At 73.2% G+C, this 25,270-nt stretch carries 25 protein-coding genes; 11 read left to right on the top strand and 14 right to left on the bottom strand.

From position 1 onward, the window contains the following. Nucleotides 1-136: 136 nt before the first annotated feature. The 4 genes from AB0F71_RS08150 to AB0F71_RS08135 form a co-directional block, all read right to left on the bottom strand. The gene (locus AB0F71_RS08150; protein ID WP_360229798.1) at nt 137-1,138 is read right to left on the bottom strand and encodes an iron-siderophore ABC transporter substrate-binding protein; all 1,002 of its coding nucleotides are present in this window, start codon (nt 1,136-1,138) and stop codon (nt 137-139) included. Nucleotides 1,139-1,230: 92 nt separating this feature from the next. Further along, nucleotides 1,231-2,067 (bottom strand): ABC transporter ATP-binding protein, encoded by an 837-nt coding sequence (locus AB0F71_RS08145; RefSeq protein ID WP_360229796.1) that lies wholly within the window; start codon nt 2,065-2,067, stop codon nt 1,231-1,233. Next, on the bottom strand, nt 2,067-3,035 hold the full coding sequence (locus AB0F71_RS08140; RefSeq protein WP_360229951.1) for an iron ABC transporter permease: 969 nt from the start codon (nt 3,033-3,035) through the stop codon (nt 2,067-2,069). Before AB0F71_RS08140 ends, AB0F71_RS08145 begins: the two co-directional genes overlap by 1 nt. Nucleotides 3,036-3,106: 71 nt before the next feature. Further along, nucleotides 3,107-4,072: an iron ABC transporter permease gene (locus AB0F71_RS08135; protein WP_360229949.1), complete on the bottom strand. Its 966-nt coding sequence runs from the start codon at nt 4,070-4,072 to the stop codon at nt 3,107-3,109. A gap of 232 nt (nt 4,073-4,304) precedes the next feature. Here AB0F71_RS08135 and AB0F71_RS08130 point away from each other — a divergent pair, with 232 nt between their 5' ends. Beyond that, the gene (locus AB0F71_RS08130) at nt 4,305-5,306 is read left to right on the top strand and encodes an iron-sulfur protein (protein ID WP_360229794.1); all 1,002 of its coding nucleotides are present in this window, start codon (nt 4,305-4,307) and stop codon (nt 5,304-5,306) included. 60 nt (nt 5,307-5,366) lie between these two features. On the opposite strand, the gene AB0F71_RS08125 is transcribed toward AB0F71_RS08130, so the two are convergent. Further along, nucleotides 5,367-5,654 carry a DUF6191 domain-containing protein gene (locus AB0F71_RS08125; RefSeq protein ID WP_360229792.1) on the bottom strand — a complete coding sequence of 96 codons (288 nt, stop codon included), beginning with the start codon at nt 5,652-5,654 and terminating at the stop codon, nt 5,367-5,369. 119 nt (nt 5,655-5,773) lie between these two features. Between AB0F71_RS08125 and AB0F71_RS08120 the strand changes: the two genes are divergently transcribed. The 5 genes from AB0F71_RS08120 (at nt 5,774) to AB0F71_RS08100 (ending at nt 12,319) form a co-directional block, all read left to right on the top strand. Further along, on the top strand, nt 5,774-6,535 hold the full coding sequence (locus AB0F71_RS08120) for a dienelactone hydrolase family protein (protein WP_360229790.1): 762 nt from the start codon (nt 5,774-5,776) through the stop codon (nt 6,533-6,535). Between the two features lie 114 nt (nt 6,536-6,649). After that, on the top strand, nt 6,650-7,666 hold the full coding sequence (locus tag AB0F71_RS08115; RefSeq protein ID WP_360229788.1) for an alpha/beta hydrolase: 1,017 nt from the start codon (nt 6,650-6,652) through the stop codon (nt 7,664-7,666). A 112-nt stretch (nt 7,667-7,778) separates the two neighbouring features. Continuing rightward, nucleotides 7,779-9,866 (top strand): serine/threonine-protein kinase, encoded by a 2,088-nt coding sequence (locus AB0F71_RS08110; RefSeq protein ID WP_360229786.1) that lies wholly within the window; start codon nt 7,779-7,781, stop codon nt 9,864-9,866. Further along, on the top strand, nt 9,863-10,165 hold the full coding sequence (locus tag AB0F71_RS08105) for a glutaredoxin domain-containing protein (RefSeq protein ID WP_360229784.1): 303 nt from the start codon (nt 9,863-9,865) through the stop codon (nt 10,163-10,165). Before AB0F71_RS08110 ends, AB0F71_RS08105 begins: the two co-directional genes overlap by 4 nt. A 555-nt stretch (nt 10,166-10,720) precedes the next feature. Beyond that, a complete protein-coding gene (locus AB0F71_RS08100) occupies nt 10,721-12,319 on the top strand; it encodes a M4 family metallopeptidase (protein ID WP_360229947.1) in 1,599 nt (532 codons plus the stop codon). A gap of 197 nt (nt 12,320-12,516) precedes the next feature. Here the strand turns inward: AB0F71_RS08100 and AB0F71_RS08095 are convergent, their stop codons facing one another. After that, complete coding sequence (locus AB0F71_RS08095) at nt 12,517-12,909, bottom strand: VOC family protein (RefSeq protein ID WP_360229782.1); 393 nt, start codon at nt 12,907-12,909, stop codon at nt 12,517-12,519. A 75-nt stretch (nt 12,910-12,984) separates the two neighbouring features. Further along, nucleotides 12,985-13,404 carry a helix-turn-helix domain-containing protein gene (locus AB0F71_RS08090; RefSeq protein WP_360229780.1) on the bottom strand — a complete coding sequence of 140 codons (420 nt, stop codon included), beginning with the start codon at nt 13,402-13,404 and terminating at the stop codon, nt 12,985-12,987. Between the two features lie 97 nt (nt 13,405-13,501). Between AB0F71_RS08090 and AB0F71_RS08085 the strand changes: the two genes are divergently transcribed. Continuing rightward, nucleotides 13,502-14,161 (top strand): NAD(P)-binding domain-containing protein, encoded by a 660-nt coding sequence (locus AB0F71_RS08085; protein WP_360229778.1) that lies wholly within the window; start codon nt 13,502-13,504, stop codon nt 14,159-14,161. 151 nt (nt 14,162-14,312) lie between these two features. Here the strand turns inward: AB0F71_RS08085 and AB0F71_RS08080 are convergent, their stop codons facing one another. Both AB0F71_RS08080 and AB0F71_RS08075 read right to left on the bottom strand, forming a co-directional pair. Beyond that, complete coding sequence (locus AB0F71_RS08080; RefSeq protein ID WP_360229776.1) at nt 14,313-15,308, bottom strand: iron-siderophore ABC transporter substrate-binding protein; 996 nt, start codon at nt 15,306-15,308, stop codon at nt 14,313-14,315. Nucleotides 15,309-15,366: 58 nt separating this feature from the next. Continuing rightward, on the bottom strand, nt 15,367-16,143 hold the full coding sequence (locus AB0F71_RS08075) for a MerR family transcriptional regulator (protein ID WP_360229774.1): 777 nt from the start codon (nt 16,141-16,143) through the stop codon (nt 15,367-15,369). Between the two features lie 237 nt (nt 16,144-16,380). Here AB0F71_RS08075 and AB0F71_RS08070 point away from each other — a divergent pair, with 237 nt between their 5' ends. Genes AB0F71_RS08070 through AB0F71_RS08060 form a run of 3 tightly spaced genes read left to right on the top strand, consistent with a single transcriptional unit; the run spans nt 16,381 to nt 19,891 of the window. After that, on the top strand, nt 16,381-17,967 hold the full coding sequence (locus AB0F71_RS08070) for an NAD(P)/FAD-dependent oxidoreductase (protein ID WP_360229772.1): 1,587 nt from the start codon (nt 16,381-16,383) through the stop codon (nt 17,965-17,967). Beyond that, entirely contained in the window at nt 17,964-18,989 is a 1,026-nt protein-coding gene (locus tag AB0F71_RS08065) for an alpha/beta fold hydrolase (RefSeq protein ID WP_360229770.1), read from the top strand. The genes AB0F71_RS08070 and AB0F71_RS08065 overlap by 4 nt, the downstream gene beginning before the upstream one ends. Continuing rightward, nucleotides 18,986-19,891 (top strand): SDR family oxidoreductase, encoded by a 906-nt coding sequence (locus AB0F71_RS08060; protein WP_360229768.1) that lies wholly within the window; start codon nt 18,986-18,988, stop codon nt 19,889-19,891. The genes AB0F71_RS08065 and AB0F71_RS08060 overlap by 4 nt, the downstream gene beginning before the upstream one ends. Before the next feature lie 150 nt (nt 19,892-20,041). Here AB0F71_RS08060 and AB0F71_RS08055 read toward each other — a convergent pair whose 3' ends face one another. Further along, nucleotides 20,042-21,376, bottom strand: a complete 1,335-nt coding sequence (locus tag AB0F71_RS08055; protein ID WP_360229766.1) for a PLP-dependent aminotransferase family protein — start codon at nt 21,374-21,376, stop codon at nt 20,042-20,044. 141 nt (nt 21,377-21,517) lie between these two features. Between AB0F71_RS08055 and AB0F71_RS08050 the strand changes: the two genes are divergently transcribed. Then, a complete protein-coding gene (locus AB0F71_RS08050) occupies nt 21,518-22,198 on the top strand; it encodes a LysE family translocator (protein ID WP_360229764.1) in 681 nt (226 codons plus the stop codon). On the opposite strand, the gene AB0F71_RS08045 is transcribed toward AB0F71_RS08050, so the two are convergent. From AB0F71_RS08045 to AB0F71_RS08030, 4 genes are all read right to left on the bottom strand, one after another. Further along, nucleotides 22,195-23,223 (bottom strand): serine hydrolase domain-containing protein, encoded by a 1,029-nt coding sequence (locus tag AB0F71_RS08045; protein WP_360229762.1) that lies wholly within the window; start codon nt 23,221-23,223, stop codon nt 22,195-22,197. The genes AB0F71_RS08050 and AB0F71_RS08045 overlap by 4 nt on opposite strands. Then, the gene (locus tag AB0F71_RS08040; protein ID WP_360229760.1) at nt 23,220-24,170 is read right to left on the bottom strand and encodes a hypothetical protein; all 951 of its coding nucleotides are present in this window, start codon (nt 24,168-24,170) and stop codon (nt 23,220-23,222) included. The genes AB0F71_RS08045 and AB0F71_RS08040 overlap by 4 nt, the downstream gene beginning before the upstream one ends. After that, nucleotides 24,167-24,886 carry a hypothetical protein gene (locus tag AB0F71_RS08035; protein ID WP_360229758.1) on the bottom strand — a complete coding sequence of 240 codons (720 nt, stop codon included), beginning with the start codon at nt 24,884-24,886 and terminating at the stop codon, nt 24,167-24,169. The genes AB0F71_RS08040 and AB0F71_RS08035 overlap by 4 nt, the downstream gene beginning before the upstream one ends. Before the next feature lie 126 nt (nt 24,887-25,012). Continuing rightward, entirely contained in the window at nt 25,013-25,219 is a 207-nt protein-coding gene (locus AB0F71_RS08030; RefSeq protein WP_360229756.1) for a hypothetical protein, read from the bottom strand. Nucleotides 25,220-25,270 lie beyond the last annotated feature (51 nt).

The following is a 25,270-nucleotide window of genomic DNA, read 5'->3' as shown; positions in this document are numbered from 1 at the left end:
CGAAATCTGTTATCTGTCGTCTGAAAGATGAACTCTGAAAGTTGAATTCTGAAATCTGTTCGCCGTCAGCTGTTCGTGGGGCGCGGGGCGCGGGGTCTGGGGCGCGGGGCGCGGGGCGCGGAGCGCTGGGCGACGGCTACTTGGGCGCGTCCACGCCCGCCGCCTTGGCGATGTCGACGAGCATCGCGTCCGCGGCCTGGACGCCGATGCCGGACATCCAGGTCTCGTCCGGCACGGTGAAGACCTTGTTGTTCTTGACGGCGTTCAGGCCCTGCCAGACCGGGGTCTGCTGGACCTCGCTCTCCTTGGTCTTGGACGGGTCGTCAGCAGTGGTGACGAACACCAGGTCGGCGTCGGCCTGGCTGACCTGCTCGGCGCTGACCTCGATGATGTTCTTGTCCACGTCCTGCGGGGCCGGGCGGGTCAGGCCGACGTCCTTGAGCACCACACCGCTGTAGGAGGCCTTCGCGTACAGGCGGGTCGGGCCGGCCACGAAGCGGACCACCGAGGCGGTCGGCATCGTCCCGTTGTACTTGGCCTTGATCGCCTCGCCCAGCTTGTGCGCCCGCTCCTCGTAGTCGGCCAGCGCCTTCTTCGCCTCGTCCTCCTTGCCGAGGGCCTGGGCGTACAGCGCGAGGTTCTCCTTCCACGGGAAGCCGGTGGTCTCGGCCAGCACGGTCGGCGCGATCGCGTTCAGCTGGTCGTACACCTTGGCGTGCCGGACCTTGGAGGAGAGGATCAGGTCGGGCTTGAGGGAGGCGATCAGCTCCAGGTTCGGCTCGTTCATCGGGCCGACGTCCTTGGTGTCCTTGATCTTGTCCTTGAGGTAGTTCGGGAACCCGCCCTCGGTCTTCATGTGCGGGGACACCGCGCCGACCGGCGTGATACCGAGCAGCGTGACGTCGTCCAGCTCGCCGCTGTCCAGCACCACGACGCGCTTGGGCTGGGACTTGATCTGGGCGGTCCCGGCGGCGTGCTTGACGGTGCGCGGGAAGCCGGCGGCGGTGCCGGCCGAGGCGGCGGCGGAGGAGCCGGAGTCACCGCCGGACTTGGCGCCGTCCCCGTTGCTGCCGCAGGCGGCGAGGAGCGTGGCGGACAGCGTGACGGCGAGGACGGCGACGGGGAGTCGGCGGTTCATCGGAGTTCCTTGGATCGGGTCGAACGGGGAGACGGAAGAGGCGGGACGGGAGAGGCGGGACGGAGGAGGGAGGACGGGAAGGGCGGTGGGGGTCAGACGGCAGCGGCCGCAGCGCCAGTGCGCACCCGGGCCCGCGGCACGACCAGCGGAGTGCCGGTCTCCGGGTCGGGCACGACCCGGCACGGCACGCCGAAGACGGCCTCGACCAGTTCGGCCGTCAGGACCTCGGCGGGCGGACCGGCCGCGGCGAGCCGCCCGTCCTTGAGCACCACCAGGTGGTCGGCGTACCGCGCGGCCTGTCCGAGGTCGTGCAGCACCATGACGACGGTGCGCCCGGCCTCGGCATGCAGGTCGGCGACCAGATCGAGCACGTCGAGCTGGTGCCGCAGGTCGAGGAAGGTGGTCGGCTCGTCGAGCAGCAGCAGGTCGGTCTCCTGGGCGAGCGCGAGCGCGATCCAGACCCGCTGGCGCTGCCCGCCGGAGAGCCGGTCGACCTGCCGGTCGCGCAGCTCGGCGGTGCCGGTGCGCTCCAGGGCCTCCTCGACCGCCGCCTGGTCGGCCTTGGACCACGGGCTGAGCATCCGCTGGTGCGGGTAGCGTCCGAGCCGGACCAGGGCCTCGACGGTGACCGCCTCCGGAGTGACGGGCTGCTGCGGCAGCAGGCCCATCCGCTTGGCGAGGGTGCGGGCGGGCATCCGGTGGATGTCGGCGCCGTCCAGGGTGACCGTGCCGGCGGCCGGGTCGAGCAGTCGGACGAGGCCGCGCAGCAGGGTCGACTTGCCGCAGGCGTTCGGTCCGACGATCGCGGTGACGGCGCCGCCGGGGAGTTCGAGGTCGAGGCCGTCGACGATGGTCCGGTCGCCGTAGCGCAGTCCGAGGCCTTGGGCGGCGAGCCGGTTGGCGGTCGCCGGGGCCGAGGGGGAGGTCATCAGCTGCTCCTCTGGGGAAGCCGGCCCTGGCGGATCATCAGCACCAGGAGCCAGGGCGCGCCGAGGGTGGCGGTGACAGCACCGACCGGCAGGCCGTGGACGGGGATCACGTGCAGCACGAGGAGGTCGGCCGCGAGCAGCAGCACGGCGCCGGTGAGCGCGGTGAGGCCGAGGGTGCCGGGGGTGGGCGGCCCGGCGAGCAGCCGGACCAGGTGGGGGACGGCGAGGGCGACGAAGGCGACCGGTCCGGTGAGGGCGGCGGCCAGCGAGGCGAGGGTGATGGTGAGCAGCAGCAGCCAGAGCCGGTCCCGGGCGGGGTCGAGGCCGAGGCCGCCGGCCGAGTCGTCGCCGAGGTCGAGGACGGCGACCCGCCGCTGGCAGAGCAGGAGGGCTGCGGCGGTGAGGGCGATGGCGCTGCCGCCGATCCACACCTCGGTCCAGTTGCGCCCGTACAGCGAGCCGGTGGTCCACTGCATGGCGGAGGAGGCCAGCTCGGCCGGGAACCGTACGATCATCAGGTTCACGGCGGCGGCGAGGCCCTGCTGGACCGCCAGGCCGACCAGCACCAGCCGGGTCACGGCCATCCTGGAGCGCCAGGCCAGGCCGCCGAGCAGCAGCGCGGCGAGCAGCCCGCCGCCGACCGCGGCCAGCGGGATCAGCTGCTGCGAGGCGCCGGTGGCGAGCATCAGCACCGCGCCGAAGGAGGCGCCGCCGGTGATCCCGATGGTGTCGGGGGCGGCCAGCGGATTGCGGAACAGCCGCTGCAGCATCGAGCCGGCCATCGCCAGCCCGGCCCCCGCGATCAGCGCGGACACCACGCGCGGCGCCCGGAACTGCTGCACCACCAGGACGTCGCCGGGCTGGCCCTGGCCGAACAGGGCGCGCAGCGCGTCCCAGGCGGAGATGCTCACCTGGCCGGTGCCGAGCGCGATGCCGGTGAGCACCACCAGCAGGGCGACGGCCAGCAGCGACCAGGCGGCGGTACGGGCCCGGCGGCGCGCGATCGCGCCCAGCGCGGCGGTCCGCCCGTTGCGCGCGCTCACTTGGCCACCTTCCGGGCCAGCACCGCGAGCAGCGGCGCGCCGAGGAAGGCGGTGACGATGCCGACCTCGATCTCGGAGGGCTGCACCACGAGCCGGCCGAGTACGTCGGCGGCGAGCAGCAGCAGCGGGCCGGTGATCAGGCAGCCGGGCAGCAGCCAGCGGTGGTCGTTGCCGAGCAGGGCGCGGACCAGGTGCGGCGCGGCCAGTCCGATGAACGCCACCGGTCCGGAGACGGCGACCGCACTGCCCGCGAGCAGCACCACCGCCAGTCCGCCGACCACCCGGATCCGGGCCACCGGCACGCCCAGTGCCTGGGCGGTCTCGTCGCCCAGGGCCAGCGCGTTGAGCGCGGGGGAGATCGCGAAGGCGGCCACCAGACCGAGCACCAGGAAGGGCAGCACCGGGGTGAGGGTGTCCAGGTGGCGTCCGGCGATCGAGCCGGCCAGCCAGAACCGGGCCTCGTCCAGGGTGCGGTGACTGGCCAGCATCAGCGCGGAGGTCCAGGAGGTGAGCACCACGGTGAGCACGGTGCCGCCGAGCGCGAGCCGGACCGGGTCGAGGTCCCCGCCGCGCCGGGACATGCCGTAGGCGGAGACGGCGGCGACGGCCGCCCCGGCGAAGGCGAACCAGACGTACTGGGAGGGGCGGGAGAGGTCCAGCGCGTAGATCGCGGCAACCACGGCGAGGCTCGCTCCGGCGTTGATGCCGAGGGTGACCGGGGAGGCCAGGGGGTTGCGGGTGACGCCCTGGGCGACCGCCCCGGCGACGCCGAGCGCGGCTCCGACGGCCAGGCCGATGAGCGTGCGCGGGACCCGAAGGCCCGTCACCACGTCGGCGTCCCCGCCGTGGGCGGCGCCGGCGAGGGCGTCGACGACGGTGGACAGCGGGATGGCGCGGGAGCCCAGCGCGAGGCTCAGGGCGGCGCACAGCACGAGTGCGGCCACACCGGCGACCAGCAGCAACGGCCGCCGGAGCGCCGCCGCGGGACGGGGCGTCGCCGGGGCTGTGGTGGCGGGTGGGTCGGTTCTCAACACGAGTCGACATCTTAGGTTAGGTTTGCCTAAGTTCGTCAAGCTCGCACCGATGGCCGAACATCACAACCGGCCCTGCGGGCGGGTGGTCGGTGCACCCCTTGAGGCATTGTAAGGTGAGCCTCACCTTAATGATCACTCGGAGTCGATCTCGGGAGTGCCGATGGTCCCCGGAACACCCCTGCCCGTCGCACCGGCCTGCTCCCCACCGGCCTCTTCCCCGCCCGCCTGTTCCGCGCTCGCCTGTTCCGCGCCTGCCCGCACCCCGGCCGTTCGCCCCGGGGGTCGGTCGGCTGGTCTGATCGGCGACTACCGGCGGCTGCGCGAACTCTGCCCCGCGCTCCGGCTGCACCTGCTCGACCCCGCCGAACCCGACCCCTCGGCCGCCGACGGCTGGTACTCGGGCGCCCGACTCGCCACCGACGAACGGGCCCTGGCCGCCGTACTGGCCGGGGCGGAGGAGCGGATCGCCGCCGAACACGGCCGCGCGCCCCGCCCGCACGTCACCGCCTCCCGGCTGCTCCACCACTACGCCTGGTCCGTCTGCCTGCTCATCGCCGGTCCCTGGCACCTTGCCCGGCGGGTCCCCGCCGTCGACCCCGCCGACCTCTGGCTGCACGCCCCGACCGGCGAGCTTGCCCTGCGCCCGCGCGGGCACGTCACCCGCCCCGGCGACGACGAACTGCGCGCCGAACTGCGGGCCGCCGTGGTGGCCCACCTCGAACCGGTGCTCGCCGCGTTCGCCGGACCGACCCGGCGCCGCGACCGCGCGCTCTGGGGCATGGTGACCGACGACCTCGCGTCCGCCGTCTGGTACCTCGGCCGGATGCTTGACGCGCAGGACGACGCGGCCGCGGGTGCAACGGCCGGAGGCGCTAAAGCCAGGGGTGCAACGGCCGTGGGTGCGACGGCTGGTGGTGTTAGGGGTGGCGGTGTTACGGGCGGCGAGGACGCCGCCGTTGTCGCCGCCGCGGCGCTGCTGCCCGGTGGCACCCTGCCGCTGCCCGGAGCCGCCGACTTCCGCCGGCTGCGCACCCCGGACGGCCAGGACCACCACACCCGCACCCGGCTCGGCTGCTGCCTCTACTACGCCGTCGGGCCCGAGGCACTTGCCTGCCTGACCTGCCCGCGCACCACGGACGAGGAGCGGATCCGCCGGCTCTGACGGACGGTCCACGGAACGCGGCCGCGGCCACCGGCCCGGCCCCGACGTCCGGTGGCGGTGCTACCGGTTGTCGTCGCCGTCCGGTCGGCGCAGCACCGCCACGCCACGGTCCAGGTCGACCCCGAAGTGCGGTGGGGCCCCGGCCCGGGTGTCGTCCCGGCGGGAGGTCTGCTCCCGGCGCTGCTCGACCTGGATCCGCTTGCCCGGGCTGAACAGCGCGTGCATCTCGCCCAGCACGCCACCGCCACCGCCGCCGACCCCGGGCCCGCGCTCACGACGGCGCGGCGAGGACTCGGACCACACCTGCCAACCCGCCAGCACCACCAGCCCGACCGCGGCCAAGGCCACGCACGCCACTCCCACGACCAGCCCCATGCCAGGCCCAACGCCTCGCCCCGGCATGAGCGTTCCCGGTTCCGGGTCCGCAGCGGCTACGCTGCCCGCGACCCCAAGGAGAGCTTTCACCCATGACCGTGCGCGGAACCCTCGTGGACATTCCGACAGCAGACGGCGTCGCCGACGCCTACCTCACCCACCCCGATGACGGCCTGCCCCACCCCGGCGTGCTGCTCTATCAGGACGCCTTCGGGCTCCGGCCCCACCTGAAGGCCATGGCCGACCGGATCGCCGAGGCCGGCTACACCGTCCTCGTCCCCAACCTCTACTACCGCAGCGGCCGCGCCCCGCTGGTGGAACTGCCCGAGATGATCGACATCGAGCAGTGCGACGAGATCTTCGCCCAGCTCGGCCCGCTGCTCTTCGGCGCCAGCAACCCGGAGACGGCCGCGCGTGACGCGAACGGCTTCCTGGCCTGGTTCGAGGAGTCCCCGCTGGTTCAGGACGGCCCGATCGGCGTCACCGGCTACTGCCTCGGCGCCTACCTGGCCCTGAGCGCCGCCGTCAGCCACCCGGACCGGATCGCCGCGGTCGGCGCCTTCCACGGCGGCCACCTCGCCACCGACCGCCCGGACAGCCCGCACCTGCGCGCCGAACGCATCACCGCGGAGCTGCACTTCGGCCACGCCGACCAGGACGAGTCGATGCCGCCCGAGCAGATCGCCCGGCTCGACGAGGCCCTCACCGCCGCCGGGGTCCGCCACCGGACGGAGGTGTACGAGGGCGCCGGACACGGCTACACCCAGGCCGACACCACCCGGTACCACGCGGGCGGTGACGCTCGGCACTGGTCGGCACTGTTCGACCTGTTGAAGCGCAACCTAGCGGCGTAGCACTCCGGTTCGCCGCCCCGGCACCTCGTCCGGCCGTAGCCGGAGAGCCGGAGAGACGTAAAGACGGAAGGACGTAGAGTGGCCCCGCCGTTGTGGCCGACCGGGGGAGCGGAAGTGGCAACCAGCAGGTGGAGTGGGCGAACCGGCCGGGCACCGGCCCTGACCGGAGTTCAGCAGGTCATCGCCGAGGCGCTGGCCGAGCAGCTGCCCGGCGGCGTGCGGCGGGGCGAACTCGACCGTGACGGACGGGCGTTGCGCTGGCTGGAAACGGGGCCCGGGACGGGCGGCGGTCCGCCGGTCGTCCTGGTCGCCGGGATGGGCACCAGCTCGCTCACCTGGGCCCCGCTGCTGCCCGAACTCGCCGGGCGGGCCAGGGTCGTGGCGTACGACCGGGCCGGGCTCGGCGCCAGCGAACCCGACCGCGCTCCGACCCCGACCCTGGACACGCAGGTCGCGGACCTGGCCGCGCTGGTGCGGCACCTCGACGCCGGGCCGGCTGTGCTGGTCGGGCACAGCTGGGGCGGGCAACTGGCCCAACTCCTGGCCAGGGAACGGCCGGAGCTGGTGGCCGGACTGGTCCTGGTCGATCCGGCGCACGAGGACTTCCGGCCACGGGCGATCAGCGTGATCGAGTCACTGCTGCTCCGGATCGAGCTGGTCCGGATCGGATTGCTGCGGATCGGGCTGTTCCGGGCGGCGCGGGTGCCCGCCGCGCCGGGCACAGGTGACGTGCCGGGCACCGGTGACGTGCCGGGCACCCGTGATGTGCCGGGCCCGGGCAACGCGGCGGCCCGGGCCGAGGCGGCCGTCCTCGCCCACCCCCACCAGCGGCGGGCCGTACTGGCCGAGAACCGGTTGTCGAACAGGGCGACCGGGCAGCTCCGCCGCCGTCGGGCCGCCGGGCCGTCGCCCGAGGTGCCGGTCACCGTGCTGAGCGCGACGCTCGGGCTGCCCCGCGGGCTGCGGGCCCGCTTCACCGCCGCCCAGGCGCGGATCACGGCCGGTGCCGCCCTCGGCGTCCACCTGGTGGTGCCCGGAGCCGGGCACGCCGTCCACCAGGACCGGCCGGGGGTGGTCGCCGAGGCCGTCCGCGCGGTGTCCCGGCAGGTCCGAATCGCCCGGAAGGCCTGACTCCCGGGGGCAATCTCCCTTCTCACAGCGGCTGCTGAGCCTGCGGCACGCTCTGGCACACTGTGTGCCGACGACCCGGCGGGGAGGGTCATGACACCTGGGGGCAGGGGAGATGAGTAGCGCGGGCACTGTGCTCGGCGGGCGGTACACGCTGGTCGAGAAGGTCGGCGGCGGGGGGATGGGGGCGGTCTGGCGGGCCGAGGACGGGGTGCTGGCCCGGCCGGTCGCCGTGAAGATCCTCCGCGCGGACCTGTTCGAGGACGGCACCGGCCTCCAGCGGTTCCGCCGTGAGGCCCAGCTGGTCGCCGCGGTCGACCACCCCGGCATCGTGGGCGTGCACGACTACGGGGAGAGCGGCGGGGACGGCGACGACGCCCGCTGCGCGTACATCGTGATGGACCTGATCGAGGGCCGGCCGCTGGACCGGGTGCTCGAGGACGACGGTCCGATGAGCGCCGAGCGCGCGCTGCGCCTGCTCGCCGACGCCCTGGACGCGCTGCACGCCGCCCACCGGCGGGGGATCGTGCACCGCGACCTCAAGCCCTCCAACCTGATGGTGCGCGAGGACGGCGGGGTGGTGATCACCGACTTCGGCATTGCCCGGGCCGTCGCCAGCACCAAGCTCACCGCGCCGTACGCGGTCATCGGCACCGCGGCCTACATGTCCCCCGAGCAGGCCTCGGGGGAGGCTACCGGCCCGGCCTCCGACCTGTACTCGATCGGCGTGGTCGGCTACGAGCTGCTGGTCGGTCGGGTGCCGTACCAGGGCGAGGGGCCGCTGCAGGTCGCGCTCAAGCACGTCAACCAGCCGGTACCGGAGCTGCCGGAGACCTTCCCGGCGGCGGTCCGGGCGCTGATCGCCACCGCGCTGGCCAAGCAGCCCGAGGACCGCTTCGAGAGCGCGGCCGGAATGGCGGCGGCGGCCCGGGTGGCGATCGGGCTGCCGGGGGCGGCGCGGAAGGCGGCGGACAGCGGGACGATCGACCTGCGGGCGGACGCCGGCGGGGCCGGGGCGGGCGGTGTCGGCGGCGGGGCCGGGGCCGTACCTTCGGCGGCTCCCAAGGCCGGTGTCGAAGCCGGTGCATCACCTGGCGACGCACCCGGTGCCGCACCCGCCGACCCGACCGGTGCTCCGAACCGCGGCGCCGCCGTCGTCCCGGCGGGGGCCGCTGCCGGGGCCGCCCCGGTCCGTCCGGAGCAGGTCGTGCGGATGGACCCGCAGGGGGAGACCGAGCCCGGCCGACGCCGCTCGCGCCGTACCCTGCTGCTCCCGGTCGTCGTCCCGATCGTGATCTCGATGGGCACGGCGACGGTGCTGCTGGTCGACCGCGGCCCCGGCCGGTCCGACGCGGCCGTGCCACCCGCCGCCCAGCCCACCGTGGTGGTGACGGTCCCGGCGGTCCCGGCCACCACCTCCGCGGCCGGCTCCGGACCCGTCACGCCGTCACCGACCGACACCCCGTCGGCCACCCCGACCGCCGACCAGCAGGCCACCGGCGGCGGGCTGCCGCCCGGTACCCAACTGCCCGTTCCCGCACCGGCGCAGGGCGGCAGCGGCTCCCAGGGGCGCGGCGGCTCGAACCCCGGCGGCGGCGCTGCGGCCGGTGGGGCTTCGGGCGGCCAGCCCGCGGGCGGGGGTACGGCGGCGGACCAGTCGCCCGCCAAGCCCGGCAACCCGGCCTCCCAGGGCGGCGGTTCAGGCGGCTCGGGAGGTTCGGCCGGTTCCGGGGGTTCGGCCGGTGCGGGCGGCTCGTCGGCGGGCGGCAACCCGTCCGCCCCGCCGGCGGCCTCCCGTCCCGCGTCCTGCGGCGGCAGCAGCTGGAGCACTATCGTGAGTGTCAGGAACGGCCGTCCGATCGGGATGCGCAACGACAACCTGAACGGCGACAACCCGATCGTCCTCGGCGGTGCCTCGCAGTACGGCTGGGTGCGCGCCACCGACCCGGGCAGCTGGATCGTGTTCAACGCCTGCAACAACGGCGGCCCGCAGCTGGTCCAGACCATGGACGGCAAGGTCGTGCTGAGCAACGGGTTCAGCTTCCTCACCCGGTGGACGGTCCGCAACGGCAGCACCCCGGGCTCGTACACGCTGGCCGACTACCAGAACCAGTCGTGCATGACGGACAACGGCCCCGGCAACGAGCTCACCATGGTCGCGTGCACACCCGGGAACACGGCGCAGGAGTGGAGGTTGCAGTGACGGACGCGGCGAGCGGTGCGACGGCGGACGGGGTGGCCGGGACCGGCGAAGTGGTGCTCTACTGGCGCCCCTTGTGCACCTACTGCATGAAGCTGCGGTTCGGCTTGCTCTTCACCCGCCTGCGGTACAGCCGCCGCTTCACCCGGGTCAACATCTGGAAGGACCAGGACGCGGCCGCCTTCGTGCGTTCGGTCGCGGACGGCAACGAGACCGTGCCGACGGTGAGTGTGGCCGGCCGTCCGATGGTGAACCCCTCGTTGCGCCAACTGCTGGCCGCCGCAAGGGAGTACGGCGCGTAGGCGCCCGGTCACCGGGGTGCCGGCCTCTATCAGGCCGTCACCCTGGCGGGCAAGGGCGTTCGGTGGCGGGACCTCGCCACCGGGGCGTCAAGGGTATGTATGGAAACTTCTACAAGGATGTAAAAGTCGATCGGCCGGTCATCGGTATTGACACCCCGGCCGACCGTCGGTGGCCGACCCGCCGTCGGCGCAGGCGGTCGGGCCTGGTTCGGATCGGAACCCCCTGCGAGGCCGCTCGAATTGCCCTGGTTCGACCGCCTTTTGAATCCCTTTACCAACTGGCGGGACCTGGCCAATCACTGATGCAGACCTGTCAATTCACCTGCTGGATTGTCATGCTTCTGGTCACCCCCCAGCGGTAGCCCCCCACCCCCACCCCTCGGTGGCAAGCCGCTCGACCGCACGGGGTTCCTGCACGTCAGCGCCCGCTCCGCCCCACAGGTGCCGACCCCGGCCCCCGGAGCGCGGCGCGACCGCGCCCAGACGCGGTTTCCCGGAAGGACTCTTACGTTGAAGCGTAAGCTCGCCGCTGTTGCCGTGCTTTCGGCCACGGCCATGCTGACCGGTGTCATCCAGGTGGCCACCACCGCCGCCCAGGCCGCCCCCGCGTCCCCGTCGCTGCAGGCACAGGCCGCCTCGCAGCACGCGGCCGTGCTCGCCGTGGCCAACGGCCAGTCCACCCCGCTCGCCCAGGCGCTCGGCCTCGGCGGCCAGGAGAAGCTGGTGGCCAAGGACGCCGTCGTCGACCAGGACGGCACCCGTCACTTGCGCTTCGAGCGCACCTACGCGGGCCTCCCGGTGATCGGCGGCGACCTGGTCGTCCACCAGAAGCCCGGCGGCGCCGTGAAGTCGGTGGACAAGGCCGTCTCCGCCCGGATCGCGCTGCCGAGCCTGACTCCGAAGATCCCCGCGGACAAGGCCGCCGACCAGGCCTCCGGCACGGTCAAGGCCACCATCGGCCAGACCATCGACTCCGACGAGTCCCCGATCGCCGGCGTGCACCAGGTCGGCAAGGCCGAGCTGGTCGTCTGGGCCACCGACGGCAACCCGCGCCTGGCCTACCGGACCACCGTCGAGGGCGTGCGCGCCGACGGCACCCCGAGCGCCCAGATCCTGGTCACCGACGCGGCCGACGGCAAGGTCCTCTCCACCCACGAGAAGATCGAGACCGCCGCCGGTACCGGCAACGGCATCTTCGTCGGCCAGGTCCCCCTCAACACCAATGAGAACGGCTCGCAGTTCGAGCTCAAGGACACCAGCCGCGGCGGCCAGTCCACCACGGACATGAACAACAGCGAGTCGGGCAGCGGGTCGCTGTTCGCCAACCCCAGCAACAGCTTCGGCGACGGCACCAACAACAGCCGCGAATCCGCCGCCGTGGACGCCCAGTTCGGCGCCGCCACCACCTGGGACTTCTACAAGAACACGTTCAGCCGCAACGGCATCCGCAACGACGGCGTCGGCGCCCTCAGCCGGGTGCACTACGGCTCCAACTACGTCAACGCGTTCTGGAGCGACGACTGCTTCTGCATGTCGTACGGCGACGGCAACAACAACAGCGCGCCGCTCACCGAGATCGACGTGGCCGGCCACGAGATGACCCACGGCGTCACCGCGGCGACCGCCAGCCTGAACTACTCGGGCGAGTCCGGCGGCCTCAACGAGGCCACCTCCGACATCATGGGCACCATGGTGGAGTGGTACGCCAACCTGCCCTCCAACCCGCCGAACTACCAGATCGGCGAGCTGATCAACCTGCGCGGCGACGGCAGCCCGCTGCGCTACATGGACCAGCCCAGCAAGGACGGCTCCTCGGCCGACTACTGGGACGCCAACGTCGGCAACCTGGACGTGCACTACTCGTCCGGTGTGGCGAACCACTTCTTCTACCTGCTGTCCGAGGGCAGCGGCGCGAAGACGATCAACGGGTTCAACTACAACAGCCCGACGGCGGACGGCTCCTCGCTCGCCGGCATCGGCCGGGACAAGGCCGCGCAGATCTGGTACCGGGCGCTGACCGTGTACTTCACCTCGACGACCGACTACGCGGGCGCCCGTGCGGCCACCCTGAGCGCGGCGTCGGACCTGTACGGCGCGAACAGTGCCGAGTACAACGCGGTGGCGGCCACCTGGACCGCGGTCAACGTCAACTGACTCGGGCCTGAACCGGGTCGGGCCTGAGTTGGGCAGGCCCGACCCGGGGCGCGTCCGAGCAGGGCCCGGTCGGACCGTGGGTGCCGAACGGCCGGGTCGGACGGCGGGGGCGACGGTGTGCGGACCACCGTCGCTCCCGTCGTCGGTGCGCGCGTCGGGCGTGGCGGGTGGGGCGCGGGGCAGGCGGGTCAGGCGGGTCAGGTGAGGTCCTGGGCGACCTCCCAGACGTGACCCGCCGGGTCGGCGAAGGCGGCCGTCCGGCGGCCCCACGGGCGGTCCACCGGGCCGTTGAGCAACGCGACGCCGCGCTCTGCCAGTTGGGCGCAGACCGCGTCCACGTCCGGGACCCGGACGGTCAGCAGCGCCCGCACCCCCACGGCGGGCGCTGCCACCGGCGCGGGCTCCACCAGCTCGGGCGCCTGGTCCGCCGCCAGCAGGTTGAGCAGCAGGTTCCGCAGTCGGAGGACGGCCGAGGCGTCGTCCTCGTGGACCACCGGCAGGCCGAAGACCTCCTGGTAGAAGGCCTTCGCGGCGGGGACGTCCGCCACGAAGAGGGTGAGGACTTCCAGTTCGTCCAGATCGGTGTGCACGGGTGCCTCCGGTTGTCGTGGGTGCACGAGGAGGATGGCACGCGGGACTGACAGGCTGGCTGAGGTGACGTACCGTCAACTGCTGTTGTTTTCGTACCTCTCCTGGGCGGCGAGGACGGAGTCCGCGTGGGTCTCTGCCCAGGCGCCGAGGGCGCGGATCGGGTCGAGCAGGGCGGTGCCCGCATCGGTCAGGGCGTAGTCGACGCGCGGCGGGGCCTCGGCGTAACGGTGGCGCTCCACCAGGCCGTTGTACTCCAGTCGCCGCAGCGTTTCGTTGAGCACCTTCGGGCTGAGGCCGCCGATCCGGTCCAGCAGGGTGCGCGGGCGCATCGGTCCGCCCTCGCCGAGGACGTACAGCACCACGTTGTCCCAACGGTTGGCGATCACCTCGAAGGCCAGTCGGGCGCGGCAGTCCGCGGCGAACCCCGCAGCGCCGCCCGGGGCGCTGCCCGGCCCGCCGCCCGATCGCTCGTCGCTGACGCCTTCGTTCCGCATGGGTCCATCCTGCCCTGCCCGTTGCCTACCCGGCGGTGTGCATCGACCCGGCTAGCGTCCGGGCACGGCATTTCACGTGACGAGGAGTGGATGGACCATGCGGATCGGCATTCTCGGCACCGGCGCCATGGCGGGCGCACTGGGCGGGGCGTGGGTACGGGCCGGGCACGAGGTGGTGGTGGGTGGTCGGGACGCGGCGGCGGCACGGAAGCTCGCCGGGGCGATCGGGGCCGCGGGCGGCGGCGAACCCGTGGAGGCGGCGCGGTTCGGGCAGGCGGTGCTGGTCGCGCTTCCGGCCGGGGCGGCGGAGCCGGTGGTCGCGTCGCTGGCGGACGAACTGGCCGGACGGGTCCTGTTGGACTGCACCGTCCCGATGGCCCCGGGCCCGGACGGGCCGGCGCTGACCACGGCGGGAGCTGCCGACTCCATGGCTGGGCGGCTCGCCTCGGCGGCCCCGGCGGCGCGGGTGGTGAAGGCGTTCGGCGTCTGCCACGAGAGCATCTGGTCGCTGCCACGGCCCCGCTTCGAGGGGGCGCCACTCGGCGTCCCGTACTGCGCGGACGATCGATCGGCTGCGGCCCTCACCGCCGAGCTGGTGGCTTCGATGGGCTGCACGCCGGTGCACTGCGGCGGCCTGGACCGGGCGGGGCTGCTGGAGGCGACGGCGGTGTTCGCGATCGGTGTCTGGTGGGCGGGCGGCGAGGCCCGGCACGTCTTCCCGTCGCCCGCGCTGGCGCCGGGGGTGGTGGACGGCTGACGAGGCCGGCCGGTGACGGCTGACAAGTAGCAGCGAACAGATCACAGCGAACAGATAACAGATTTCAACATCTGTTATCTGAAATCTGTTCGCTGTGATCTGTCAGCCGCCAGCCGTCCTCTGTGAACTGTCAGCCCCCACCCGACGGCCGTCACACCAGGTCCTTGCGGATCTGGTCCAGGATCAGCCCGGCCCCGGTGTAGCCGATGCCGAGCATCCAGAGGCTGTCGTCCACCTGGTACACCCGGCCGTTGCGGACGGCGTCGATGTTCTTCCAAAGCGCTCCCTCGGTGATCCGGGTCCGGTCGGACTTCGCCGGGTCCCCGTACACCGAGTAGAAGATGACGTCGGCCGCCGCCTGGTCCACCTGCTCGGGGCTGATCTCCAGCGAGAACCCCGGCTTGCCCTGGTTGGCCGGGCGGCCGAGCCCGAGGTCCTTGAACAGCGAGCCGATGAAGGTGTCGTCGAGGTAGAGCCGGGTGGGCGCGCCGGCCAGGAAGCGGGCCATCTCGACCCGGGTGGCCGCCGCTTTGGCCGGCCCGCCCAGTGCGGTCACGAGGTCCCGCACCTTGGCCCGGTACGCCGCGTCCGCCGCCTCGGCCTCGGCCCCGCGGCCCATCGCCTCGGCGTGCAGCCGGACGTTCTCCTTCCAGGCCGGGCCGGTGGTCCTGGACAGTACGGTCGGAGCGATCCTGGACAGCTGGTCGTACCGCTTGTCGTCGCGGACCTGGTTGCTGAGGATGAGATCGGGCCGCAGCGCCGCGATCGCCTCCAGGTTCGGCTGGCCGATCGTGCCGACCGCCTTCGTCCCGGCCAGCCGCTCGGCGGGGAGGTACCCGGGGAAGGGCGCGCCCTCGCTGACGGTGGTGGCGCCGACCGGGCTCAGCCCGAGGGTGACCACCGAGTCGAGGGCGTCCGTGTCCAGCGCCACCACCCGCGCGGCCCGGTCCGGTACGGTGCTCGTGCCGCGCGCGTGCTGGACGGTCCGGGTGCCGCCGGAGCCCGTCGAACCGCCGCCCGGCGTGGGGGAGTCGGGCCCGCAGGCGGCGAGCAGGAGGCCGGGTGCGAGCCCGGCGGCGAGACCGAGTGCCGTGCGGCGACTGAGAGTTCGACGATCGGGGGTTCGACGGCCGAGGGTGCGGGGCATCGGCGGCTCCTCAACGGACTGACGGGGCGCGGAAATCCCTGCCCGCCCAGCCGCCCCACTACGCCTCGGAGCCGTACTCCCGTCGCTGGCGCAGCAGTTCGGCGTACTCGGCACGCACCCGGCGGTCCATCGCGAGGGTGAACTGCGCGTCGGCGACGGTGCGGGCGAGCGGCCGTACCCGCAGGATGCGTTCGGTGAGCTTGGCCGCCTCGCCCGGTGCCAGCGGGGTGTCGGCGGAGAGCACGCTCAGCAGGTGGTCGCTGACCACCTCGATGAAGATCTCGGCGATGGCGTCGACGTGTTCCCGGGTGCGCCGGCTGGCGTCCAGTACGGCCGAGAGCGGTACGCCCTCGGCGACCAGCTCGGTGGTGGCGTCCATCAGCCGGCGGCTGACGTGGGTGATCCCGTCCTCCTCGACCGTGATGTAGCCCTGGGCGATCGATTCGGCGGTGTTCTCCTCGGTGAGCTGGTCCCCGAAGGCGGCCTTGAGCTCGTCCCACTCCAGGCGCACCGGGGTCTCGTCCGACCAGGGGGCGACGATCGCGGCTTCGAGCCCGATCAGCTCCGCGACGTCCTGTCCGCTCTCGCCGGCGCCGATCAGTTCGGCGATCCCGCCCAGGGTGTGGCCGCGGTCGAGCAGTTCGCCGATCATCCGCAGCCGGGTCAGGTGCTCCTCGCCGTACCAGGCGATCCGGCCCTCCTTGCGGGGCGGTTGGAGCAGTTTGCGCTCACGGTAGAAGCGCAGGGTGCGGGTGGTGATCCCGGCCGCTTCGGCCAGTTCCTCCACCCGGTACTCGCGTTTTCTGTCGTCCGCAGCAGCTCTGACCTTGTCCACGGCGATCAGCATAGGTCCGTCAGGTCGGCGGCGGGCCCTCCCGGAATTCCGGGGACTTCCGGTGGATCCGGGCTGTCGTGCTTCTTCCATCCGGTGTCAGCAAGGACTACCCTGCCCACCATGCCAGTGATTACTGGCGCGATCGGCAGGGCTCCGGGGCGCGGCCCCGGAGGTTTCCGAGGGCGCCGCCCCCGGAAGAGCGTGAAGACCACCGCCCCACCCTCAGGAGGAGGCCGCATGGCATCCAGCAGCAAGCGCCCCCGCCCCGGCGCGACCCCGGCGCCCGACCCCGGCGCCGCAGCGGAGGCCGTACCGCACGTGCGGGTGGCGGTGATCGGCTCCGGCTTCGGCGGCCTCGGTGCGGCCGTCCGGCTGCGCCGCGCCGGCATCACCGACTTCGTCGTGCTGGAGCGCGCGGACTCGGTCGGCGGTACCTGGCGCGACAACAGCTACCCCGGCTGCGCCTGCGACGTACCCTCGCACCTCTACTCCTTCTCCTTCGCGCCCAACCCCGACTGGCCGCGCAGCTTCTCCGGCCAGCCCGACATCCGCGCCTACCTGGAGAAGGTCGCCACCGTCTTCGGAATCCGCCCGCACCTGCGCTTCAACGCCGAGGTGCTGGAGGCCCGTTGGGAGGCCGAGCGGACCCGCTGGCGGATCACCACCTCGGCCGGTCAGTGGACCGCCGACGCCGTCGTCTCCGCCGCCGGACCGCTCGCCGACCCGCAGATCCCCGACCTGCCCGGCCTGAGCACCTTCCCCGGCAAGGTCTTCCACTCCTCCCGCTGGGACCACGACTTCGACCTGACCGGCAAGCGCGTGGCGATGGTCGGTACCGGCGCCTCCGCCGCCCAGATCATCCCGTCGATCCAGCCGAAGGTCGGCACGCTGACCGTCTTCCAGCGCACCCCCGCCTGGGTCCTGCCGCGCCGCGACCGCGAGATCAGCCAGCTGGAGAAGTGGCTGCACGGCCGGCTGCCGGTCACCGCCAAGATCCGTCGCGGCACCCTGTTCGCGCTCCGCGAGCTGCAGGTCGACGCCTTCGTGCGCCGCCCCGGGCTGCTGCGGGTCGTCCAGCAGCTCGCCGAGCGCCACATCGCCCAGGGCGTCGCCGACCCCGCGCTGCGCGCCAGGCTCTCCCCGGACTACCGGATCGGCTGCAAGCGCATCCTGCTCAGCAACACGTACTACCCGGCGCTCGCCGCGGCCAACACCGAGGTCGTCTCCTCCGGCCTGCGCGAACTGCGCGGCTCCACCCTGGTGGCCGCCGACGGCAGCGAGCACGAGGTCGACGCGATCGTCTTCGGTACCGGCTTCCACGTCACCGACATGCCCATCGGTGCCCGGGTGTTCGGGGTGAACGGGACCAGTCTGGCGGAGGAGTGGAAGGACGGCATGGAGGCCCTGCGCGGCTCGGCCGTGCACGGCTTCCCCAACCTCTTCTTCGTGATCGGCCCCAACACCGGCCTCGGCAACAGCTCGATGATCCTCATGATCGAGTCCCAACTGAACTACATGATCGACGCGTTGACCACACTCGACACGGTGGGCGCCGCCGCCATGCAGCCCACCGTCCGGGCCCAGCGGCAGTGGAACCTGGAACTCCAGCACCGGATGGACCGCACCGTCTGGACCACCGGCGGCTGCCGCAGCTGGTACCTGGACCCGAACGGCAAGAACACCGTGCTCTGGCCCGGCTCCACGACCTCCTTCCGCCGCGCCACCCGCAAGGTCGACCTGGGTGAGTACGAGCTGATCATGCGCACCGAACCGAGCACCGCCCGTCCCGTCGCTTCCACCGCCGCCCAGGAGGCCACCGCATGAGTGCCGTCCAGCTGCCCGCCGAGTACGTTCCGCCCACGCCCGTCGAGGAGTTGAGCATCCGGTCGGCGGACGGCATCCGGCTGCACGCCGAGGTGCACGGCCAACCCGGCGCGCCCACCGTGGTGCTGTCCCACGGCTGGACCTGCTCGACCGCCTTCTGGGCCCCGGTGATCCGCGAACTCTCCGACCGCTACCGGGTGGTGGCCTACGACCAGCGCGGCCACGGGCAGAGCGAGATCCCGCCCAGTCGGGCCCGCTACTCCACCCGGGCGCTCGCCGAGGACCTGGCCGCCGTGCTCGCGCGGACCGTCCCGGCGGGGGAACGGGCCGTGCTGGCCGGGCACAGCATGGGTGGCATGACCATCATGGCCGCCGGCGGCCGCCCCGAGGTCGCCGAGCGCACCGCCGCGAACGTCTTGATCTCCACCGGGCCGGCCGACCTGGTCGCCGAGCTCACCGTCCTGCCGGACGGCGTGCGCGCCCCGGGTCTGCGGCGCTTCCTGCACCGGCAGCTGCTGCGCTCCCGGTTGCCGCTCGGGCCGGTCTCGGGACTGAGTCGGGCTGCGCTCAAGTATGCGACCATGGGGCCGAGTTCACCTGCCGGGCAGGTCGAGGCGACGGCCCGGATCGTGCACGCCTGCCCGACCGCGGTCCGCTACCACTGGGCCGGAGTGCTCGACCGGCTGGACGTACGGGCCGGGCTCGGCCGGATCACCGCCCCCACCGCCGTGGTGGTGGGCACCGCCGACCGGCTCACCCCGCCGGTGCACGCCCACCGGATGGTCGCCGAACTCGCCGACCCACAGGGGTTGTTGCTGCTTCCCGGGGTCGGTCACATGGCGCCGCTGGAGCGCCCGGCGGAGGTCGCGGCCGAGATCCACCGGATGGCCTGCGCCCATCTGGCGGGCGCGCCCACCGAGACCGTTTCCGTCCCTGCTGCTGCCTCCGCTCCTGCTCCTGCCTCCGCGCCCGCCTCCGCCCCTGCCGTCGACCCCGCCGTCGAGAGGACCACCGTCGCATGAACGCCATCCCGCCGCTGTCCGCGCAGGTCGTGGTGGTCACCGGGGCCGCCCGTGGGGTCGGTGCCTCGCTGGCCCGGAAGCTGGCCCGATGCGGGGCCAAGGTCGCTCTACTGGGCCTGGAGCCCGAGGAGTTGAAGGCCGTCGCGGCGCAGTGCGGCGCCGACGCGACCGCCTGGGAGGTGGACGTCACCGACCTGGAGGCGCTCGGCGCCACCGCCGAGCGGATCAAGGAGCACTACGGGCGGATCGACACCGTGGTCGCCAATGCCGGGATCGCGATCGGCGGACCGCTCGCCGACAGCGACCACCGGGCGTTCAGTCGAGTGATCGAGGTCAATCTGCTGGGCAGTGTCGCCACCGCGCGGGCCTTCCTGCCGGCCCTCACCGAGAGCCGCGGCTACCTGCTGCAGATCGCCTCGCTCGCCGCACTCACCCCGGCGCCGCTGATGAGCGCCTACTGCGCCAGCAAGTCCGGGGTGGAGGCCTTCGCCCACTCGATCCGCGCCGAGGTCGCCTACCAGGGGGTCAAGGTCGGTGTGGGGTACCTGAGTTGGACCGACACGGACATGGTGCGCGGTGCCGACGAGGATGCCGTGCTCAAGCAGATGCGCAGCCGGCTGCCGTGGCCGGCCAACAAGACGTACCCACTGGAGCCGGCCGTGGACCGGATCGTCGCCGGTATCGCCCGGCGCTCCGCCCATGTGTACGCCCAGGCATGGCTGCGCGGGATGCAGCCGGTGCGCTGGCTGCTGCCGAGCCTGATCGCCGTGGTCGGCTCCCGCGACGTCGCCAAGCTCGCCCCGCAGCTCGCGGCCACCGCCGCCTCCCGCCTGCGCGCCGTCGGGGCCGGTGGTGCGGCCGACACGGCGGTGCGGAGGGAACGGACGGGGGCGGGGGACTGACGGCGGGCGGCGGACGGGCGGCGCGTGACAGCTGCCTTACTGACTGCTGACTGCTGACAGCGAACAGCTGACAGATTTCAGATAACAGATAACAACTTTCGAAATCTGTCAGCTGTCATCTGTCCGCTGTTATCTGTTACCTGTCAGTTGTCACCCGCCACCCGCGATCCCCGCCAGCACCCCCAGCGCCCACCCCAGCACCGGCAACGGCGGCGAGGCCAGACCCACCCGCACCGCGGACGGGGTGCTCCGCGGATCCACCGCGAAGGCGGCCGCGGGTGTGATCGAGATGCCCGCCCGGGCGGCCGCGGCGACGAAGGTCTCCGCCCGCCAGGCCCCCGGCAGTTCCCACCACAGGTAGTACGAGCACGGGTCCGCCCGCAGCCGCTGCCCGGGAAGCATCTCCCGGGCCAGTGCCTGCCGGGCGGTCGCGTCCGCACGCTTCGCCGCTGCCACCGCGGTCGGCGTCCCGTCCCCGATCCAGCGCACAGCCGCCTCCAGCGCGAAGCCGTTCGGCGTCCACCCGCCGGCCCGCAGGGCCGCCGCGACCCGCTCGCGCAGCCCGTCCGGGACAACCGCGACCCCGGTGGTCAGTCCGGGGGCGAGCCGCTTGGAGAGGCTGTCGACCAGCACCGTCCGCTCGGGCGCCAGCGCGGCGAGCGGAGCCGACCCGGGCCGCAGGAAGGACCAGATAGCGTCCTCGACCACCGGCAGGTCCAGTCGGCGCAGCTCCCCGGCCAGGGCGGCCGCCCGCTCGGGCGGCAGGCTGGTGCCGAGCGGATTGTGCAGCCGGGGCTGGACGTACACCGCGCTCAGCGGCGCCGCGCGGTGGGCTGCCGCCAGGGCGTCGGGCCGCAGCCCGTGTTCGTCGACCGCGAGCGGCACCAGCCGGATGCCCAACTGCCCGGCCACGGCCTTGACCACCGGGTACGTCAGCGCCTCGACCCCCAGCCGCTGCCCGGGCGGCACCAGCGCGGCGAGCGCCCCCGCGACCGCCTGCCGCCCGTTGCCCGCGAACAGCAGCTCCCGAGGGTCGGCGCCCCAGCCGCCCGCATCCGTCGACAGCAGTTCCGCGAAGGCCCGCCGGGCGGCCGCCGTCCCCGCCGCGCCGACCGGCCGCAGCGCCTCGCCCAGCGCGTCCGCCCGCAGCAGCGGTGCCAGGGCGGCGGCCAGCAGTTCGGACTGTCCAGGTGTGGTGGGGTAGTTGAGCTCCAGGTCGATCGGCGCGTCGGCCGGTTCGGCGAGCGGGATCCGTCCGTCGTCCGCCGCCGTACCGCGCCCGGCCCGGACGAAGGTGCCCCGCCCGACCTCGCCGACGGTCAGCCCGCGCCGGGCCAGTTCGCGGTAGACCCGGCCCGTGGTCGAGGCGGCGATGCCCCGGCTACGGGCGAAGGCCCGCTGGGTGGGCAGCTGCTGGCCGGGTCGCAGCCTCCCGGCCGTGATGTCGGCGGCGACCCGGTCCGCGATCAGGTGGTAGTCGTCCATCGGTCTCCGAGCCCCTTCTTCGCGCCCAGAAGACATTGCACCTAGCAGGGATACACCGTGCAGAGATAGCGCCGAGCAGACATTGCACCGAGCGCAAAGCCATCATTGCATCGAGCGGGATCCGCGCCCTAGCCTCCTCGCATGGAAGAGCTGGATGCGTTGGACACCTTGACATCCGCAGTGGACGGCCACGCCGTGCTCGGCATCGCCGCCGTGGCGCTGGGCATGGCGCTGTCCCCGGGGCCGAACATGATCTACCTGGTGTCGCGCTCGATATCCCAGGGCCGCCGGGCCGGCCTGGTCTCGCTGACCGGCGTGGCGACCGGCTTCCTGGTCTACCTGGTCGCCGTGACGGCCGGAGTGGCCGCGGTCTTCTCGGTCGTCCCCGCCCTCTACACCGGGATCAAGCTGGCCGGTGTCGGCTACCTGCTCTGGCTGGCCTGGAAGGCGGTCAAGCCCGGCGGCACGGCGGTGTTCGCCCCGCAGCAGCTGCCGCCGGACCCGCCGCGCCGCCTGTTCGCGATGGGCTTCCTGACCTGCCTGCTCAACCCCAAGATCGCCATCATGTACGTCTCGCTGCTGCCCCAGTTCGTGGCGCCCGAGCGCGGGCACGTCGCCCTGCAGAGCCTGGTGCTGGGCCTGGTCCAGATTGTGATCGCGGTCGGCGTGAACGGCCTGATCGCGATGACCGCGGGCGGCATCGCGGGTTTCCTCGGCCGCCGCCCGGCCTGGCTGCGCGTCCAGCGGTACGTGATGGGCGCGGTGCTCGCCGGTCTGGCGGTGCACATCGCCGCCGACCGGGCCAAGGCGGCGGCCGTCTAGCCGGCGCGGCTCACGGCCCGCAGCACCTCGTACCCGGCCTGTACGAACCGTCCGTTCAGTGCCGGCCCGGTGTTGGCCAGTGCGGCTACGGCGGCCGATCCCTCCGGTGAGAATCCGACGAAGGCGGTGAACCCCCGGGTGCCACCGGAGTGGAAGTAGAGGTCCCGGTCGCCCGAGCGGCGGTGCATCCAGACCAGGCCGATCCGGTCGGTGGAGTGCGGCAGCCGCAGTCTCGAGCGTTGGACGTCCCGCGCTGCTGCCCCCAACTCGCCTTCTGCTCCGTCGAGATGGAGCCTCAGATAGCGCAGCAGGTCGGCCCCGCCGGCCCGTACCGCGCCGGCTCCCGGGAGCCCGGGGATCCGCCAGGGCGGTAGTGCCCGCCCGCGTCGGTGTCCTACGGCCCGCCCCGGTGTGTCCGGTGCGCAGCCCGTGGAGCGCAGGCCCAACGGTCGGCAGATCCGTTCGGCGAGCAGCTGCTCGTACGGGATCCCCGCAGTCTCGGCGAGCGCCCGGCCGAGGAGCGCGACCCCGTAGTTGGAGTACCTGAACCGGCTGCCCGGTCTCCCGCGTACGGTGGTTCGGGCCAGTCCGTCCCTCAACTGCTCGTCGCCGTAGGCGGCGTAGGGGTTGCTGGACCAGGCCGGCAGGGCGCTCGCGAGCAGCCCCGGCGGTAGGCGGGACAGGCCGGAGGTGTGGGTGGCCAGGTGCAGCAGCCGGATCGGTTCGGCCGAGCGGACGCGCGCCGGGCGCCAGTGGCGCGGAAGCCGGTCCTCCATCGGGTCGTCCAGGGCGAGTTCGCCACGCACGGCCATGTCGGCCAGCAGCAGCGCGGTGAAGGTCTTGGTCACCGAGCCGAGTTCGAAGACGGTGTCCGGCGTGCACGGCGGCGCGGTCGGCTCGTGTCCGAGCCGTCCGTGGCAGTGCACCTCCTCCGCCTCCCCGCGTGCCACGGCCACCGTGACGGCGGTGGCGTGCGGTTGGGCGGCCCGGACCGCCGCCGCCACCGCGGCGGCCAGGTCGTTCACCCGGTCACCGGAGTGCCGCCGAGCGCACGCGAGAGCGCCACGGTGGCAGCCACCACTCCGACCACGGCGGTGTGCCCGTGATCGCGGAAGGCGTCCTCCGGGTCGTCGTAGTCGGGCGCCGACCCCTCGCACGGAATCAGGCCGTCCGGCTGCTGGACGGCGGCCAGGGCCTCCCAGCCGATCCGGCCGGTGACGGGCCGGCCGATGCACGAGTCGACGATCAACAGTTCGCCCGCGAGGTCCCACTGCTCGATCTCCAGCCAGATGTCGAGCCAGACCGGCAGCCAGTCGCGCAGGTAGTCGCGCATCGGTTCGGGCAGGCACTCGGGCCGGGCGCCCCAGTCGGTGACGTGGAAGACGGTGTGGGTGACGTGGTAGGCGATCAGCCAGGCGATGGTCCACGGTTCGGGGAGGGCGCCGAGCCAGGTGGCCCCGGTGAGCGCGTCCCAGTCCGGACGGTGTTCCAGCCCCGCGATCCGCCGGGCGTTGGCCAGGGCGAGCCGGCGGTTGGCCGGGATCTCGACGGCGTGCACGGAGCGCAGACGGCCGAGTGAGTCGAGCAGTTCCTCCAGTGCGGGGTGGCGGAAGCCGGCCCGGGCGAAGTGGCCGTACGTCTCCAGCGGGTCGATGACCGTGACGTGCCGCAGTTGCCGCTCGTACAGCAGCTCGCCGTCCCGGAGTTGGGCCCAGGCGGTTTCGAGGAGCTCACGCGCGAGCTCGGTGTCGCGTGGGCCGGTGATGCCGTCGCGCATCACGAGCGAGGCGGCCAGGGCGACTTCGCAGAGCGGCTTGTAGACGTCGTTCGGTTCGGCGAGGTCGATGATCGTGTTGTCCTCGAGCCGGCCGTAGCCCTTCCGGTAGCCGTCGTGCAGCCAGGCCAGCGACCGGGAGCCGAGCTGTTGGACGGTGGCGAGCAGCTGGGTGTCGGTCATCTGGGTGTCGGTCATCGCGGAGCCCCGTTCGACAGGGCCCGGGCTATGGCGAGTTCGAGCCCGGATCGGTCGGTGCCGTCGTTGACCTGGTCGATCCGGTCCAGGACGGGCTCGAGCTCCAGGCGCAGCGGCCGGCCGTCGGCCTGTGCCCAGGCGAGCCAGCGGGCGAGTCGGACGGAGGTGGTGGCGTCGCGCCGCAGCATGGCGCGGACGGTGCCGCGGGCGAGGTCGAGCGTGCCCGCGCGGGCGGAGTCGTGCACGGGGCCGTCCAGGCCTGGCAGGGCGAGGACGGACAGTTGTGCCATCCGCGCGGACCAGGTCCGCCAGCCGAGCCGTTCCCGGTCGAACGGGGGCACGGGCGGCAGGGTGGCGGCCCGTGCGCCGTCCCCGTACGGCGTGCGGGCGAGCAGCCGGTCGGCCGCCCAGTCCTGCCAGCCGATGACGAGGGCCGCGTCCTCGGAGGCGGGCGCCGGCGCCGGGAGCGCCCGGCGAGCCTCGGCCAGCAGCGCGGCGGTGGCGGTGTCGGGCTCGGCCCCGGAGATCAACTGCGGGGCGAACACGTCCGCGCCCAGCACTCGTACGGCGGCCAGCACCGGACGGGGAGCGGCGGTGTCGGGGTCCGCGAGCGCGGCCGTGCCCCCGCCGTCCCGGAGGGCGTCGAGGGTACGGCCCGCCACTCGCTCGACCGCCGCGGCGTACTCGTCACGGAGTGGGGTCTCGGCGAACGGCATGGTGTCGTGGTTCTCCTTCGAGGGGCTGAACGTACGAGATGCTGAACGTTCGAAACGCTGAACGTTCGAGAGGCTGAGCGCAGGCGCAGGCGCAGGCGCGGGGGCCCCGGGGGCCTGCGGGCCCGGCTAGCGGGTCGGCTTCTCCTTGGGGCCCTTCGGAGAGAGCAGCAGGAGGCCCGCCAGCAGGGCGGCGCCGGCGGCCTCCGGCAGGTACGTGGGCGCGTCGGACACGACGGCCTCGTCCTCCACCATCAGGCTCGCAAGTGTCTCGGCCTCGGCGAGCGTCGCGCTGCGTGACGCCGAAGCGGTTTCGGTCCGGAACTGAGTAAGCATCAGATGTGCCTCCTCGTCTGGTGTTCATCACCCGGTCGGGCGATGCCCCTG

Origin of the sequence: Kitasatospora sp. NPDC028055 (assembly GCF_040637885.1) — a bacterium.
Lineage (GTDB): Bacteria > Actinomycetota > Actinomycetes > Streptomycetales > Streptomycetaceae > Kitasatospora.
Note: the sequence above shows the minus strand (reverse complement) of the source record. Positions and strands in the feature narration are given on the sequence as shown.